The sequence below is a fragment of the Halomonas sp. 111 genome, from assembly GCF_052379685.1.
Taxonomy (GTDB): Bacteria; Pseudomonadota; Gammaproteobacteria; order Pseudomonadales; family Halomonadaceae; genus Vreelandella; species Vreelandella citrativorans.
The window spans coordinates 59,245-75,048 of record NZ_JBQSYV010000014.1 but is presented as its reverse complement, the minus strand read 5'-3'; the positions used below and the strand labels follow the sequence as shown (position 1 = coordinate 75,048).

Sequence of the window (15,804 nt, the reverse complement as noted above, 5' to 3'; positions counted from 1 at the left end):
CATTCATCTAACGACATTTAAAGCCCATCGCTGGCACAAGGGGTTAAATGGTCTATAAAACGCCAGACTCACGTAGCAGTGGGCGCAGGCGTGCAATGGCTTGGGGGAGCTCATCACCTAGCGTATGCACGGGGCTATCACGCAGCTCGCTATCACGCAGCCGGGCGACTTCACCGCAGATACCCAGTGGAACGCTAAGCGCCTCGGCTGCATTGGGTAGCGCCGTATGAATATAGCTATCGCTTTCTCGCTGGCCGCTCGCTAGCAGCACCATTGAGGCATGTAGCCGAGTCACCGCTTGGGGCAATGCTTCAAGAGGCAGCGTGTGATCAAACATCTGTATACGGTAACCCTGCTCGCTGGCCATCAAGGCGACGATCAATACCCATAGAGGGCCTTGATCGTCGGGCATGGCAGCCAGCAGCAGTAAAGGCCCACGCGTGGCCTGGTTCGCGTAATGAAGGCGTGTGCCCACTTGACTACGTAAAAAGGCTTCAAGTGTCCGTCGTGCCAAAATGTCTGGCTGAATCGTCCACTTGGCTTCCAGTGCCAGGATGACCGGCTGCCAGAGCTCGCTAACTGCTGTGCTTAGCGGGTACAGGGCCAGACTCTGATAATAAAGCGTCTCAAGCCTGGGTAAGTCGAGCGCTTCTATCGCCAACTGCAGTTGCTGACGCTGGCTAATCCAATCGCCGGCGTTGGGCGCGGGGGCTTCTACCGTTTCTGGCTGGTCAAGCAGGTCAACGACTTGGCTAACGGGAACGCCTCGGTTGAGCCACTGCAAAATACGTTCAATGCGGGTGATATCATCCTGGGCGTATAAGCGATGCCCTTTAGGTGTACGTTTAGGGCGAATCAAGCCGTAGCGACGCTCCCAGGCGCGCAGGGTGACCGAATTCACACCCGTTAAACGGGAGACTTCCCGGATCGGATAGAGCGGGGTGTCGGGTGGGTGGGTCGCCTTGATGCTCATGGGCGCCTGTGCCTCTTGGTTGTCTGAAGCCGCAGGATACAAAAGGCTATTTGCGTTCTCTGGGGCAGAAATGATTCACAATCCATGTTGTGTCGTTTGGAATAAACATAAGAAATAACGCGCTATCGTAGCTCTCTTTGTACAACTTGTCGCTATCAGGTACAACCTTTGTCTGTACAGGAGGTCTTGGTGAAACGTCAATTCGGGCCTAAGTGTGTGATGTTACAGGGGTGGCCGACTTGTTATGCTTCTATAGCCAAGGGTTATATTGCTATCAACTTCTACATAGATACTACCAAAGCTATCCTTGAGAATGTTTAGGTGCGGTTAGTGTATAGGTAGTGTACTTAACGCTACATTAGTGAGTAGTAAGCCAACCTGAGTGTTTGCCGTGCTGGGAATGGCCTGCTATGCCTGGGGAAGAAGCAAGCGCGTGGCTAGCGCGTATTTGCGCGGCGTCACAACAGGAGCAACACCATGCGTATATTAGTCACCGGAGGCAGCGGTTTTGTCGGAAAACGCCTTTGCGAAAAGCTGCAAGGCCAAGGACATACCGTACAAGTGGTATCAAGAGACCCGCAGAAAGCGCGTAAGCGGCTGCCTCGCGAGTGCGATATTTGCGCCAGCGTGCTTGATTTTTTAGCGGCGCCGCCCGAGGCAATCGTTAACCTCGCCGGTGAGCCGATTGCTGTTAAACGGTGGAGTGATGCGCAGAAAGAGACGCTTATTCAGTCACGCACCCACATGACTCACCAGCTCGTTACGCTATGTGAAGAGCTTCAGGCCAATGGGCAGCCCGTGCCCAAGGTTGTGGTAAGTGGCTCGGCCATGGGCTATTACGGTGATCAAGGTAGGCGTGTCGTTACCGAAGACACTACCGCGCACGATGAATTTGCCCACCGGCTATGCGTTAAGTGGGAGGCGGCCGCAAAGCCTGTTGAAGCGCTCGGCGTACGTTTGGCGCTTCTGCGAACGGGGCTGGTGCTGGATGCAGGAGGTGGAGCACTCCAGAAAATGCTGCCGCCGTTTAAGCTAGGGCTAGGCGGACGTTTTGGCAGCGGTGAGCAGTATATGCCCTGGATTCATCGCGAGGATCTGGTGGATGCGATTGTGTTCCTGCTGGAAAAAGAGGACCTTAATGGCGCCTTTAACGGCAGTGCACCGCATCCCACCACTAATGCCGAATTTTCCAAAACGCTAGCCAAACGGCTTAACCGCCCGGCCATACTCCCCGTGCCTGCCTTTGTCTTAAAAGCAGGCCTGGGGGAAATGTCTCGGCTGCTGCTAACCGGGGCTGACATGCGCCCGGCGCGCCTTATCGAGGCGGGGTTTGAGTTTCAGTACCCGACACTCGATAAGGCGCTGGCAGAGATATTAAGCCGAGATTGAGCGCTTAGGCGTTGGGGTCAACGGTAATCACGACCCGAACGGAGTCCAGCCGCAGGCGAGTATTTTCTATCGCCTCGCTCAGCGCCTGGCGCTCCTGCTTCAGGGCATCCAGCTCTTCAGCGCGTACCGAGGGGTTATGCTCGGCTAGCGCTGTTAGGCGGGCAAGCTCAGCATCCAATTGGGCGCGCATGCGCGTTTCAGCGGCCTCTACAATACTGGGCAGCTCACGTTCTGCCTCGCCTTCACCCTGAATAAGCAGCTCACGCAACTGATCGTGGCGGCTTTTAATTAAATCCCGCGCTAGCGATTTATTGACCTTTTGCAGGTTTTTGCCAAGCCCCGTGAACGAGATTTTGCTGGTCAGGTTGGCACCTGATTCATCCAGCAGAACGCGTACGGCGGTGGGCGGCAAGAAGCGGTTAAGGTGCAGTGACTTCGGCGCCGGACAGTGGGTGCGGAAGACAAGCTCTGCCATTAGCCGCCCACTGGGGATGGCCGTGTGACGCAGCAGTGCCAGGGCCGTGTTGCCCATGGTGCCGTCCAGAATACGCTCCATCATTTCGCGCAGCAGCGGATGCTCCCACGAAAGGCGTTGAATATCATCTCGCGCAAGCGCCTGGGCACGGCTATAGGTCGCAGTAAAGCCCTCTTCGCCTTTCACCAGGCCAGGCAGTCCGTCCAGCATATGCTGGCTGGGCTGCAAGTGAAGAAGCCCTTTGCCGATCTCCTGGCTATCCACGCCAAATACGTCCAGTGCGCGCTCTACATAACGTGGGAGTGTGGTATCTTCATCCAACTCACGTACAGCGCTAATCACCTCTTGGGCGCGTGCTGGCCTACAGGCGTTAAGCTCCAGCAATCGGTTGCGCCCGGCATCACGTTCGGCCAGCTTGGCGGTAAACATTTCCCGTGTTTCAACGATGATTTCGTCCAGCGTTTCATCGTCGAGAAGCGCATCGGCAAGTGCATCGCCAAAGGCCTCGTACAGGTCGCTACCGATGCCGTGGGGCGCGCTGAACGCGTCCATGCCTTCGTTATACCAGCGCAGCAGGCGCTCGCCGGGGCTGCCAATAAAGCTGGGCACGTGTAGCTCAATGGCGTGCTTCTGGCCGATACGGTCCAGACGGCCAATGCGCTGCTCCAGTTGGTCAGGATGCTGGGGCATATCGAACATGACCAAATGGCGGCAGAACTGGAAGTTACGACCTTCAGAGCCAATTTCCGAGCAAATGAGTACCTGTACGCCTTCTTCTTCATCGGCAAACGCGGCGGCGGCGCGGTCACGCTCAACCAGCGAAAGCCCTTCATGGAAGACCGGCGCCTGATAGCCGCCCAGCACGCGCAGCCCTTCAGCAAGCCCCTCGGCGGTTTCACGGTGGTGGGCAATGACCAATACTTTGTCATTGGCAAAGCCTGTTTCGCTATCGTCGCTGAGCTTATCCAGCAGCCAGTTAACCCGTGGGTCGATATGCCACCAGGCTTCACCGTTGAGCGGGTCGTTGCGCAGCTCACGGTACATGGCATCCGGGTAGATCAAGACATCCGGGTGATCCATGCCGGTTTCGATCAGCAGCTCGTCGAGGTAGTCGTCATCACGCTCCAGGCGGCGCAGCACGCGGCGATACGCGGAGGGTAGCTCAAGCGAGGAGAGGTGCAGGCGACGCTCGGGAAAGCCGCCAACATGACGGCGGCTATTGCGGAACATCACCCGCCCCGTGCCATGGCGGTCAAGCAAGGCGTCACGCAGTTGATGACGGGCCGCATCGTGCTGCTCTGTGCTGGCTTCCGCATTACACAGCGTTGCCAGCAGCGCCTGGCTGTCGCGGTCGTCGGCGACGGCATCTATTCGGGCGCGGGCGTCCGGCGTGGCAGGCAGTTCATCTAAAGCGTCAATGGCGCTGGCGACAGCGGTGTAGTGGCGCTCTTCGTCTTTGAAGCGCTCCAGGTCGTGATAGCGTTCGGCGTCCAGCAGGCGTAGGCGGGCAAAGTGGCTTTCAATACCCATTTGCTCAGGTGTGGCCGTTAACAGCAGCAGGCCAGGAATTTCAGCAGCGAGCTGCTCAACACATTGATAACCTGGGCCGCTGCCCTCGGCGCTCCAGTCCAGGTGGTGAGCTTCATCGACAATCAGCAGGTCAAAACGGCTGGCCAGCGCCTGGTCCTGGCGATGAATGTTGGCAAACAGCCAGCCTTGGCTTGCCAGCACTAGCTGGGCGCTCTCAAACGGGTTGGCGCTGCCATGGGCCTGGCTTTGATGCTCATCAAGCAGGCTGACATTCAGCGAGAAGCGGCGCAGAAGCTCCACCAGCCACTGGTGGGTCAGGCTGTCGGGCACCAAGATAAGCGCCCGCTCAATACGGCCGGTCAGCAGCAGGCGGTGCAGAATCAGTCCGGCTTCAATGGTTTTCCCCAGGCCTACTTCATCCGCCAGAAGCACGCGCGGTGCATGACGGCGAGCAACTTCGTCGGCGATATACAGCTGGTGCGGAATCAAATCGATGCGCGGCCCGGCAAAGCCCAGGGCGTTGTGCTGCTCGATGCGCTGGTGATGGTGCAGCGTCCGAAAGCGCAGATCAAACCAGTCGTTGCGGTCTACCTGGCCTGTCAGCAGGCGATCACGTGCCTGATCAAACTGCATGGTGTCAGCCAGCTTGGCTTCGGGAAGTTCGCGCGGCGTGCCTTCGCTGTCCTCACCGATATAGGTAATCAGGCCGTGAGACTCTTTGCTGCCATCAACGATCATCTGCCAGCCATCGGCCGACAGTACCCGATCGCCGCTGCCGAACATCACGCGGGTCAACGGCGCCTGGCGCGTGTTATAGGTTCGGGTTTCCTGGCTGGCACTGAACAAGATGGTAACGCTACGGAAGTCGCAGTTAAGCACGGTGCCAAGCCCAAGCTCGGCTTCGCCGTCGCTAATCCAGCGCTGGCCGGGTGAAAAATCGCTCATGATGCCTCGGGGAAGTCTACAAAAACGGGTCATACGCTGCCGAGGGCACGCCATCAGCAGCGGTAGGGCGGGGGATTCTAACGCAAAGGCGCCGGGGGATTAAGGTGTATCGGCGTCAATCTTCCAACCAGTGTTCAAGATGGGCACGGGTAAGCTCGCCAACGTGGATATCCAAGGTAGTGCCCTGGCCATCAAAAAGCACTGTAGTGGGTAGCCCGGGCGCTTCAAACAGGGCCATCAGCGTTTGGCCTGGGTCGCGCAGTGCATGGGTAAAATCCAACCCTTCTGCGTCCAAATAACGCACGATAGGCAACAAATCTTCCCCTTGGTTAACGACCGCGACGCTTACGCCTTCGCGCTGGGCAGCCTCTTCGAGTAATGGCATTTCGCGTCGGCAGGGTGGGCACCAGGTGGCCCAGAGGTTAACAATCACCCGGTCGCTGCCGTCTGCCAGGTCGGGCAGGTACACATCGGCGCCGTCCACGTTTTCCAGGTGGATTTCGGGTAATTGGCTGACGGCAGATGCGCTACCCAAGGGCGACAGGGATACCAGCATAAGCCATAGACCCGAGGCGCAGAGCAGAATGACGGTGCTCCCAAGTAACGCTGAAAGCCGCTTGCGAAGCGTCCAAGCGGACCATAGCAAGCCGGTCAATAATCCGCCGATGCCGTGGTATCCCGGTTGCCAGACTTTAAGTGCATCAAGCGGATTGGCACTATAGCTCTCCAGGTGAAGCGTAATGTGCGCGATACGCGCCCCGATTAACCAGGCAAGGATTAGTCCGGTGAACCAGCGATTTAACAGTGGCGGTGGTAGGCGCAGTAAGTAACGCGCCGACAGTAACACCAGCAGCGCACAGCCGATGGCGTATAACCTGGGTAATGAAATCAATAGCGGCCCAAGGGCAATGGCATTCATGGTCTTTCCGATAAGCAGGTACACTACGAGACCATACCACGTGAGTTGAAAATTACGGAGTCTGACTATGTCACAACCCGCCTTTGACGTGCTGCGCGCGCTGGCTATTGGTTCTCAGGCGTTGGGCCTGATCGTTATCATCACGCTGGAGACGCTATTGGAAAGTGCGGCACGGCCCTGGCAAGGACTCACCTTGGGCTTCATGTTAGCAGCGGCGCTAAGTATTGCGCTGGTGCGCGTGTACCGCCGTAATCGACAGCGTAAACAACAAGACCAGCGGCTTGGTAATAGCCGCCATGAGTAAAGGATGCAGGCGGTGGCTGGGTTGGCTAATGCTGTGCGTACTGCTCTTACAGATGGCGGTGCTTTAATGCCTGTAACGCTGGTTGTAGATACAGCGCGTCGTCGATAAACATCAAAGCAGCGTTAGAAAGCGTTGCTTGTGTTTTTAACGTTGTGGTTCCAGATTAGAGGAAGTTTCTGCGCGCTAGCGCAGGACGGGTTATCTCACTGGGAGCGACAAATAATATGATCAATAAGCGCGCATTAGCCACTGCCGTTGCGGCCTCTGCATTTGCCATAACGGGTGTGGCCCAGGCAGAAGTGAAAATTGGCTTCCTTGGTGGTTTTACCGGGGGAATTGAAAGTCTTACGCCGCCTATCTTTGAAGGGGCAAAGCTTGCCGTCCAGCAGGTTAACGACCAGGGCGGCATTCTGGATGGCCAAACGTTGGTAATGCCTTCGGGCGATACCACCTGCGCCGATGCCTCGGCAGCCTCGAACGCGGCTGACCGCATGGTCAACTCTGAGCAGGTCACCGCGATTGTGGGGGCACTTTGCACCGGGGCGACGATTGCCGCAGCCAATAACGCGGCGATCCCGGGTGGGGTGGTGATGGTCTCGCCTGCCTCGACGGCGCCTGCGGTCTCTGAGCTGGATGACAACGATTTGGTCTTCCGTACGGTGCCTTCTGACGCGTTCCAGGGCGAGATCCTGGCCAAGCTGCTGCTTGATAAAGGTATTGACTACGTGGCGGTGACCTATGTCAATAATGACTACGGGCGCGGACTCTCGGATGCGTTCAGCGTAGCGTTTGAAGCCGGTGGCGGCAAGATTGCCGAAAACCTTGCCCATGAAGATAACCGCGCTGATTACCGTTCTGAATTGGGCTCGCTCTCTGCTGGTGGCGCCGATACGCTGGTGGTGCTGGCCTATGCCGACACCTCTGGTCAAACCGTGCTTCGCCAGGCGTATGAAAGCGGCATGTTTACCCAGTATGTGGGCGCTGACGGTATGGTCGGCGATAGCCTGGTCGAGGCGATTGGTGCAGACGTGCTGGACGGCATGATTGCCACGCGGCCAGGCAGCCCGGACCTGCCCGGTACGCCTATTTTCAACGAGGCCGCTGAAGCCGCAGGCTTTGACCCCAGCGCGGTGTTTGCCGCCCAAGCGTATGATGCCGCTTTCTTGCTGGCGCTGGCCATTGAGCAAAACGGCAGCGCCGAGCGTGAAGGGCTTTCCGAGGCGCTGCGCAGTGTTTCCAGTGCGCCGGGCGAAGTGATTCTACCGGGGGAGTGGGAGAAGGCCGTCGAGCTAATCGCAGCGGGCACCGAGATCAATTACGAAGGTGCCTCAGGCGCCCACGATTTTGATGAATACGGTGATGTGCCTGGCGTCGTCGTAGAAATGGTGATTGAAGATGGCCAATTTACCAGCAAAGGGCAGGTAGATTTATAAGCGTGTTAGCGAGGCCGTTTGATCAGGATCGATAAGTCGTTTAAGCCCCGGTGTTTTGCACCGGGGCTTTTTCGTAGGCAGGTTTTTAAGGAGGCCCTTGAGATAGTCCTTGAGACTGACCTTGAAACAGCCCTTGAGACTGACCTTGAAACAGCCCTTTGGACCGTTCGCCATCAACCGTGCTGGGTGATTTTTTCGGGCAGCAACCCTTTAGGCGCAAAGCGCAGCACCAGCGTTATCAACATGCCGATCACCAACACCCGTGCCTGCAGGGCGCGGCTATCCATATTGTTCGGTGCATCCCAGCCAAACGTGCTTTCACCTACGCTGACGATCAACTGCATCAAAAAGAGCGCCAACGGCTCCGACATAATCCAGATAATATACACCGCGACGGCACCGAAAATAGTACCCAGGTTATTACCCGGCCCGCCCAGTATCACCATCACCAACACCAAAAACGTGTGGTTAAGCGGCAGATAGCCTTGAGGATCAAACAGGCTGTTAAACGTCCCCAGTATGCCACCGCCAAGGCCCATCAAAATGCACCCCAGTACAAAGATCTCCAGGCGGCGCTTGTTGATGTCCTTGCCCATGGCGGCCGCCGAGACTTCGTTATCGCGTATTGCTCGAATCATGCGTCCCCAAGGCGCGTGATAGGCCCGGTGAAGTAGAAAGAAAATCACCGCAATCACCACGGCCGTGATCGACAGGTACAGTGCCCTTGAGAGCGTAAAGCCAAGCTCTGCCGGCCCGGGCGTTGGCCAGGGGAGCGGTGATACCGTGGCGGTGCCGCGTGTCAGCCAGTCGGAGTTTTTCAAAAACGCTTTAATAATTTCCGCAATGCCCAGCGTGGCAATCGCCAGATAGTCGCTGCGAAGCCCTAAGCAGATATGTCCAATCAGGTAGCCTACGCCGCCTGCCAAGGCGCCACCTACGATCCAGCCGGTCCAGGCAGGCAGGCCAAAACCGCCCACAAACCCTGCCTGTGCTTGAATTTGGCTGGTCACATCGCGCAGCAGGCTAATCACCACCAGATACAGCACGACCGCGAGCACCACGGCAATCAGGGTACGCAGCTTTTTGGGGACGCCCAGCCGGTCAAGCCGGGTGGCACCTACCACCACCAGTGTGGCTGCCAGGCCATAGAGCAGCACACGGCCCAGCTCGCCTGGCAGTTCGGTGCCCCAAAAGGCATCGTTGACGGGCACGCTAAACAGCATGGCGCAGAAACCGCCCAGCGCCACAAAGCCCATCACCCCGGCATTGAATTGCCCGGCATAGCCCCACTGAATGGTCAGGCCCAGGGCAAGAATGGCGTAACAGGCCGCCTCAACCAGCATGCGCGTACTGTAGGCGGCGCCCATTAAGCCATAAACCGCCAAAATGGCGATGAGGAGTGTGCCAAACAGCACTACTTCGCGGACAGGAAAGCGCCGCTCAGGTGTCGCGTCTTTAGGTGTATAAGCGGGGTTGCGGGTGTTGCTTGAATCGCTCATTAGATCACCTTGCCTTTAAAGAGGCCGGTAGGACGCCACACCAGAATGGCCACCAGAATGAAAAACGGCACCACAATTTTGTACTCGGTACCCACAAACGCCAGGTTAGAGGGAAGTTCCAGCCAGGCAGGGAAGCTGTCCTGGAAGGGGCGCAGCAGCATGTTCCAGTTAAACACCGCCAGGGTTTCAGCAAAGCCGACCACAAAACCGCCGGCAATCGCCCCGTAGGGGTGGCCGACCCCACCGACAATGGCGGCGGCGAAGATAGGCAGCAGCAGGAAAAAACTTAAATCGGGCTTGAACGTCACATCCAGGGCAAGCAGCGTGCCGGCAATCGCCGCCAGGCTGCCTGCAATGACCCACGTGATGGCCACAATCGTATTGGTATTGATGCCCGAGGCCTGGGCAAGCTCCGGATTATCCGACATTGCGCGCATCGCTTTACCCAGCCGTGAACGGTTTAAAAACAGATGCAGGGCAACGACGGCCACCAGGGTAATGACAAACAGGTAGATTTGCGGCTCGGTGATCACAATCGGCGCGCGCACCCCTTCAAACGGCACGGCAATGCGGAAAATTTCCTTGCGATCATCCACGTACAAACTCTGGCCGCCGGTGCCTGCAAACAGGCGAATAAGCCCCTGCAGCATCAGCGTGACGCCAAGAGAGCCAATGACCAACACGATGGGTTTAACGCCATGCGCGCGCAGTGGCTTATAAAATACCTTATCGATGCCGACCGCCAGTAGCGCCGTCAGCAGCATGGCAACAGGTAGCATCAAAAGTGCGCTAGGGATGCCCATGCTGGCGCCTGCGGCAGGAAATAGCGTGGTCAGCAAAAGCACCATAAAGGCACCAAAGGTCATCATGTCGGCATGCGCGAAGTGGGCAAAGCGCATGATGCTAAAAATCAACGTTACGCCAATCGCACCAATCGCGTAAATCGAGCCGGTAACGCTACCTGCGATCACCACGTTATTAATAAAAAAGATCAGTTCGTTCATCGTATTCCCTCGGGCTAGCCGCCCAAAAAGCTCTTGGCCACGTCTGGGTCGGCAAGCAGGGCTGCCCCGGTATCAGTAAAGCGGTTTTGGCCGGCAGCCAGGACAAAGCCCTTGTCGGCAATGGCAAGCGCCTGCCTGGCGTTTTGTTCGACCATTAAAATGCCTACGCCCGCCGCATTGATCTGCTTAACCCGGTCGAAAATCTCGTTCATGTAAAGGGGCGAAAGCCCGGCCGTGGGTTCATCAAGCAGCAGCAGGCTTGGCTCTGCCATCAGGGCGCGGCCCATGGCGACCATCTGACGCTGGCCGCCTGACAGCTCACCGGCGGGCTGATGGCGCTTCTCTACCAATGGCGGGAAAAACGCGTATACCTGCTCCAGCATGCGCTTGACGTTGTGGGGCTTGAGATAGGCGCCCATCTCCAGGTTTTCCTTAACGGTAAGGCTTGGGAAAATGTTTTTCTCCTGGGGGACAAAGCCCATTCCGCGCTCAACAAGTTTATTGGAGGCCAGGTTATGAATGGGCTCGCCGTTGAGCAGAATGTCGCCCTGACTAACGTTTAACAGTCCAAATACGGCTTTGAGCATGGTCGACTTGCCAGCGCCGTTGGGCCCTACAATAACGCCCACTTCATGGGCATAAAGTGACATGTTCACCCCGTTAAGGATGTTCATGGCGCCATAACCACCGTGCACATTACGTGCCTCAAGCAGTGGCGTCGTTGATGTTGTTAATGACATGGCAAAAGTATCTCGCTGCATCGCTTTTAAGCGGCTTGTTGTCGTTTATAGGGAGCGTTTGATCAGGCAGCGTCGGTGCCAAAGTAAGCTTCAATCACCTCTGGGTCATTTTGAATATCCTGAATATGCCCCTCGACCATCACGCTCCCTTGAGCCAGGACAATCACCGGGTCGCATAGCCGGGCAATCATGTCCATGTCGTGTTCGATCACTAAAAAGGTGTAACCCAAATCGCGATTCAAACGCTCAATATTGCTGATCAAGTCGCCCAGCAGGGTGCGGTTAACGCCTGCGGCAATTTCATCAAGCAGCACGACCTTGGCGTCCGTCATCATGGTGCGGCCAAGCTCTAACAGCTTTTTTTGCCCGCCAGACAGGTTGCCTGCCAGCTCATTGCGGACATGGTGCAGGCCGACAAACTCGATGACCTCAAGCGCACGTTTTCGGACCGCCGCTTCTTCTTCACGCACCCGTGCCGGTTTAAACCACGTGTTGAATAAGCTTTCTCCCGCCTGATGAGGCGGCACCATCATCAGATTTTCCAGCGCACTCATTTGGCTAAATTCATGGGCAATCTGGAAGGTGCGTAAAAGCCCCTTGTGGAAGCGTTGGTTGGCGCTGAGCGCGGTAATATCGTCACCGTCGAGAAATACATGGCCGCTATCCGGCGTCAGGGAACCAGCGATCAGATTAAACAGGGTCGATTTACCTGCCCCATTAGGGCCGATCATGCCGGTAATTGAGCCTTTCTCGACGCGAATGGAGCAGTTGTTAATCACCTGTAATCCACCAAACGCCTTGTTCACCTGCTGTACTTCAATAAGAGGATGCATAGTGCCCTCGTGATGTAGGCGACCATTGGGTCGTCTGTGTTGTTATTGTAGGGCGCTGATCAGCGCGGTTTTTGGCGTCGTTGGCTAAGCGCAAAGAGGCCGACCAGTAGCAGGGCGCCAAGCGCAGGAATCATATAGCCCTCAACCTGAGGAATAGTGCGTAAAAAGACAAACGCCACTGCGGTAGGGGCAACAAAACGCACTAGAAACCGCCAGCTAATAAACCAGCCATGGGTAGTATCCAGCTCTTTCATCACTTCGCTTTGGGTGAGCACCCAGCCCGCGAATAGCGCAATCATCAGGCCACCCAGCGGCATAAAGATATTGGTCAATAGTTCGATAACATCAAAGGCGCTGCGGCCAAATAGATGGTGGAAAAGACTGTCTTCTGCGCCGATGTTAAAGCTTGCGACGGTGAGCAGTCCCGTTGCCCAAGCCGCCACCACCACGATGATGACTGCCTGGGGCCGGGTAAGGTTGAAGCGCTCGACCAGAAAAGCGGCCACGGGCTCGATAAGTGAGATAGAGGAACTAATCGCAGCCCCCAGCACTAAAATAAAGAAGACGCCGCCGATTAGCGCCCCCAGCGGCATTTCAGCGAAGGCAAGGGGCAGCGTCACAAACATCAGCCCTGGACCCTGGCCGGTTTCAAGCCCTGCCCCAAATACCAGCGCGAAAATCGCTAGCCCTGCCACCATGGCAATCGCCGTATCCACTATGGCCACGCCAATGGCGGTGCGCGTAAGAGAGGCATCGCCGGGCATATAGGCGCCGTAGGCCATAATAGCGCCCATCCCCAGGCTTAGCGTAAAGAAGGACTGCCCCACGGCCTGTAGCCAGCCCTCAAGGCTCAGGTCCGCGATGTTAAAGGTCAACAGAAAGCGCGCCGCCGCACGTATATCGCCATTCATCACACTGTAAGCAAGCACTACCGCCAGAATAATGCACAGCGCAGGCATCATAATGCGCAGGCCCGTCTCAATTCCTCGGTGAACGCCCATGCTGACGATGAGTGCAGACGCCGCAATGAACAGCGTGTGATACAGCGTCATAAGGGAAGGGGACGCCAGCAGTGCGTCAAAACTCGCCGCCATCGTTTGCGCGTCGGCACCCACAAGCGAGCCGGTCAGCATCAGCCCGGTGTAGTGCAGTGCCCAGCCAGCGATGACCGAGTAAAAGCTTAAAATCAAAAAAGCCGAAGCCGCGCCCAGCCAGCCGATTAACTCCCAGGCGCGCGAGGCTTTGTGCGTTTTGGTTAAGTGCCGCATGCCCATAATAGGGCTCTGACGGCTGGTGCGGCCCAGCATGGTCTCGGCGATCAGGATAGGAGTGCCGACGGCCAAAATGGTGGCGGCATACACCAGGATAAACGCCCCGCCACCGTTTTCACCGGTTAAATACGGGAAACGCCAAAGATTGCCCAAGCCCACGGCGGAGCCTACCGCCGCCAGTAAAAAAGTACCCTTGTGCGTCCAGACGTTGTGTCCACTCATGTACAGAGTGTTCCTGTGCAAGTGATAGGCAAAGATCGGTATCCAAATGCCTGTATGTATTGCAGTTTGGCAGAAAGCTTTGGCGTCGCCAGTTGTAAGCTACTGTGCGGTAGAATGCGTGCGCTTTCCAGCGCCTTGGCGTTTAGGCTGCGTTTATTGGTGCACTTGGCGGGGCTTTAAAAAAGAGTAGCGGAGGTAGCCGCGGGGCAATGAATGGCGCAAACGTTTGCAAAGAGCGCCCCAGATACAAGGAAGCCCGCACGGTGGCGGGCTTTCGGTCTTGCTAGAGCGCGTTGAGCGTTTGCTCAGCTGACTTATTTCTTGCCAGCGCGCTTACGCTCGTTCTCTGTCAGGTGCTTCTTGCGCAGGCGGATGTGCGTCGGCGTGACTTCCACCAGCTCATCGGAATCCAGGAATTCAATGGCCTGTTCCAGCGTGAACTTGATCGGCGGCGTCAGTACGATGTTTTCATCGTTACCGGTGGAGCGCATGTTATCGAGCTTTTTACCCTTGGTCGGGTTAACCACCATGTCGTTGGCACGGTTGTTAATACCGATCAGCATGCCTTCGTAGACTTCGGTAGCGTGATCGATGATCAGCTTGCCACGCTCTTGCAGCGCGTAAAGGGCATAGGCCAGCGCTTTACCGCCCACCATAGAGACCAGAACGCCGTTACGACGTTCGATAGACGCATCGGGCTTCAGCGGACCGTAGTGGTCAAAGCGGCTGGTCAAGATGCCGGTGCCGGATGTCAGGGTCAGGAACTGACCACGGAAACCGATCAAACCACGTGCAGGAATGATGAAGTCCAAGCGAACACGGCCTTTACCATCCGGATTCATGTTAGTCAGTTCACCCTTACGATAGCCAAGCTCTTCCATGATCGAGCCCTGGTGCTGCTCTTCACAGTCAATGATGACTTCTTCGTAGGGCTCCTGCTTAATGCCGTCGATCTCTTTGATGATAACTTCGGGGCGGCCAACGGCCAGCTCAAAGCCTTCACGACGCATGGTTTCGATCAGTACCGACAAGTGAAGCTCGCCGCGCCCGGAAACCTTGAATTTTTCAGGGGTGTCGCCCTGTTCAACGCGCAGTGCCACGTTGTGAATCAGCTCTTGATCAAGACGATCCTTGATATTACGGCTGGTGACGTACTTGCCTTCTTTGCCGGCGAACGGCGAGTCATTGACCTGGAAGGTCATGGACACGGTTGGCTCATCAACGGAAAGCGGCGGCAGGGCTTCAACGGCACTGTTGTCGCACAGCGTATCGGAAATCGCCAGATCTTCGATACCGGTGATACAAACGATGTCACCTGCGGTCGCTTCGGTCGTTTGTACACGCTCCAGGCCCATGTGCGTCATGACCTGGCCGACTTTACCTTTGCGGGTAGCGCCTTCCTTAGTGATGACGGTGATCTGTTGGCCCGGCTTGACACTGCCGCGCTTGATGCGGCCAAGACCGATAACACCCACGTAGCTGTTGTAATCCAGTGCGGAAATCTGCATCTGGAAGGGACCGTCGACTTCAACTTGCGGCGGCTTAACGATATCTACAATCGCCTGGAACATGGGGTCCATGTTCTCGGCAAGTGCGTCAGGCTCCATGCCGGCAATGCCGTTGAGTGCTGAGCAGTAGATGATTGGGAAGTCGAGCTGCTCGTCGGTGGCACCCAAGTTGTCAAACAGATCGAAAATCTGGTCGATAACCCAGTCAGGGCGTGCGCCAGGGCGGTCAATCTTGTTCACCACGACGATCGGCTGGAGGCCTTGAGAGAACGCTTTTTGAGTCACAAAGCGGGTTTGCGGCATCGGGCCATCAACCGCGTCAACCAGCAGTAGCACTGAATCCACCATGGACATAACGCGCTCTACTTCACCACCGAAGTCAGCGTGCCCAGGGGTGTCAACGATGTTGATGTGGTAGCCCGTACCATTGCCATCTTGCCACTGAATGGCTGTGTTTTTGGCCAGGATCGTAATGCCGCGCTCTTTCTCCTGGTCATTGGAGTCCATAACCCGCTCTTGGGCTTCGGCCTTGCGGTCTAGTGTGCCCGATTGACTTAACAGCTTGTCTACCAAGGTAGTTTTGCCGTGGTCAACGTGGGCGATGATGGCAATGTTACGAAGATTCTCGATCACGACGCGATCCTGCTGGGAAAATAGGGCGGCATTATAGGGTCTCGGTATGGTCGACTACCAGCCTTGTCTCAAATAAAGCGTTAAGTCAATAACCCAAACGCGGCAGTTTTCGCCTCCTACGTGCAT

The 15,804-nt window shown here is 56.6% G+C and carries 12 protein-coding genes; 3 read left to right on the top strand and 9 right to left on the bottom strand.

The window, feature by feature from the left end; genetic code table 11:
* Positions 1-52 precede the first annotated feature (52 nt).
* Positions 53-973 (bottom strand): MerR family transcriptional regulator, encoded by a 921-nt coding sequence (locus ACT3T7_RS11880; RefSeq protein WP_444631143.1) that lies wholly within the window; start codon positions 971-973, stop codon positions 53-55.
* Between the two features lie 477 nt (positions 974-1,450).
* Here ACT3T7_RS11880 and ACT3T7_RS11875 point away from each other — a divergent pair, with 477 nt between their 5' ends.
* The gene (locus ACT3T7_RS11875; protein ID WP_444631142.1) at positions 1,451-2,362 is read left to right on the top strand and encodes a TIGR01777 family oxidoreductase; all 912 of its coding nucleotides are present in this window, start codon (positions 1,451-1,453) and stop codon (positions 2,360-2,362) included.
* 4 nt (positions 2,363-2,366) lie between these two features.
* Here the strand turns inward: ACT3T7_RS11875 and rapA are convergent, their stop codons facing one another.
* Both rapA and ACT3T7_RS11865 read right to left on the bottom strand, forming a co-directional pair.
* On the bottom strand, positions 2,367-5,312 hold the full coding sequence (gene rapA, locus ACT3T7_RS11870) for an RNA polymerase-associated protein RapA (protein ID WP_444631141.1): 2,946 nt from the start codon (positions 5,310-5,312) through the stop codon (positions 2,367-2,369).
* A gap of 115 nt (positions 5,313-5,427) precedes the next feature.
* Positions 5,428-6,231, bottom strand: a complete 804-nt coding sequence (locus ACT3T7_RS11865) for a TlpA disulfide reductase family protein (protein ID WP_172117734.1) — start codon at positions 6,229-6,231, stop codon at positions 5,428-5,430.
* 67 nt (positions 6,232-6,298) lie between these two features.
* Here ACT3T7_RS11865 and ACT3T7_RS11860 point away from each other — a divergent pair, with 67 nt between their 5' ends.
* On the top strand, positions 6,299-6,535 hold the full coding sequence (locus ACT3T7_RS11860; protein ID WP_172117733.1) for a hypothetical protein: 237 nt from the start codon (positions 6,299-6,301) through the stop codon (positions 6,533-6,535).
* Positions 6,536-6,759: 224 nt separating this feature from the next.
* Entirely contained in the window at positions 6,760-7,968 is a 1,209-nt protein-coding gene (locus ACT3T7_RS11855) for an ABC transporter substrate-binding protein (protein WP_172117732.1), read from the top strand.
* Positions 7,969-8,141: 173 nt separating this feature from the next.
* Here the strand turns inward: ACT3T7_RS11855 and ACT3T7_RS11850 are convergent, their stop codons facing one another.
* The 6 genes from ACT3T7_RS11850 to typA form a co-directional block, all read right to left on the bottom strand.
* Positions 8,142-9,467, bottom strand: a complete 1,326-nt coding sequence (locus tag ACT3T7_RS11850) for a branched-chain amino acid ABC transporter permease (RefSeq protein WP_172117731.1) — start codon at positions 9,465-9,467, stop codon at positions 8,142-8,144.
* Positions 9,467-10,471: a branched-chain amino acid ABC transporter permease gene (locus ACT3T7_RS11845; protein ID WP_172117730.1), complete on the bottom strand. Its 1,005-nt coding sequence runs from the start codon at positions 10,469-10,471 to the stop codon at positions 9,467-9,469. Before ACT3T7_RS11845 ends, ACT3T7_RS11850 begins: the two co-directional genes overlap by 1 nt.
* A 14-nt stretch (positions 10,472-10,485) precedes the next feature.
* Positions 10,486-11,211: an ABC transporter ATP-binding protein gene (locus tag ACT3T7_RS11840; RefSeq protein ID WP_172117729.1), complete on the bottom strand. Its 726-nt coding sequence runs from the start codon at positions 11,209-11,211 to the stop codon at positions 10,486-10,488.
* A 62-nt stretch (positions 11,212-11,273) separates the two neighbouring features.
* On the bottom strand, positions 11,274-12,044 hold the full coding sequence (locus ACT3T7_RS11835; RefSeq protein WP_172117728.1) for an ABC transporter ATP-binding protein: 771 nt from the start codon (positions 12,042-12,044) through the stop codon (positions 11,274-11,276).
* Between the two features lie 59 nt (positions 12,045-12,103).
* On the bottom strand, positions 12,104-13,537 hold the full coding sequence (locus tag ACT3T7_RS11830; protein ID WP_444631139.1) for a sodium-dependent transporter: 1,434 nt from the start codon (positions 13,535-13,537) through the stop codon (positions 12,104-12,106).
* A gap of 314 nt (positions 13,538-13,851) precedes the next feature.
* Positions 13,852-15,678: a translational GTPase TypA gene (gene typA / locus ACT3T7_RS11825; RefSeq protein WP_444631138.1), complete on the bottom strand. Its 1,827-nt coding sequence runs from the start codon at positions 15,676-15,678 to the stop codon at positions 13,852-13,854.
* Positions 15,679-15,804 lie beyond the last annotated feature (126 nt).

Excerpts from the sequence above, each read along its gene's own strand:
- ACT3T7_RS11880 (WP_444631143.1), bottom strand. The coding sequence starts at position 973 with ATGAGCATCAAGGCGACCCACCCACCCGACACCCCGCTCTATCCGATC.
- ACT3T7_RS11875 (WP_444631142.1), top strand. The coding sequence starts at position 1,451 with ATGCGTATATTAGTCACCGGAGGCAGCGGTTTTGTCGGAAAACGCCTT.
- rapA (WP_444631141.1), bottom strand. The coding sequence starts at position 5,312 with ATGAGCGATTTTTCACCCGGCCAGCGCTGGATTAGCGACGGCGAAGCC.
- ACT3T7_RS11865 (WP_172117734.1), bottom strand. The coding sequence starts at position 6,231 with ATGAATGCCATTGCCCTTGGGCCGCTATTGATTTCATTACCCAGGTTA.
- ACT3T7_RS11860 (WP_172117733.1), top strand. The coding sequence starts at position 6,299 with ATGTCACAACCCGCCTTTGACGTGCTGCGCGCGCTGGCTATTGGTTCT.
- ACT3T7_RS11855 (WP_172117732.1), top strand. The coding sequence starts at position 6,760 with ATGATCAATAAGCGCGCATTAGCCACTGCCGTTGCGGCCTCTGCATTT.
- ACT3T7_RS11850 (WP_172117731.1), bottom strand. The coding sequence starts at position 9,467 with ATGAGCGATTCAAGCAACACCCGCAACCCCGCTTATACACCTAAAGAC.
- ACT3T7_RS11845 (WP_172117730.1), bottom strand. The coding sequence starts at position 10,471 with ATGAACGAACTGATCTTTTTTATTAATAACGTGGTGATCGCAGGTAGC.
- ACT3T7_RS11840 (WP_172117729.1), bottom strand. The coding sequence starts at position 11,211 with ATGTCATTAACAACATCAACGACGCCACTGCTTGAGGCACGTAATGTG.
- ACT3T7_RS11835 (WP_172117728.1), bottom strand. The coding sequence starts at position 12,044 with ATGCATCCTCTTATTGAAGTACAGCAGGTGAACAAGGCGTTTGGTGGA.
- ACT3T7_RS11830 (WP_444631139.1), bottom strand. The coding sequence starts at position 13,537 with ATGAGTGGACACAACGTCTGGACGCACAAGGGTACTTTTTTACTGGCG.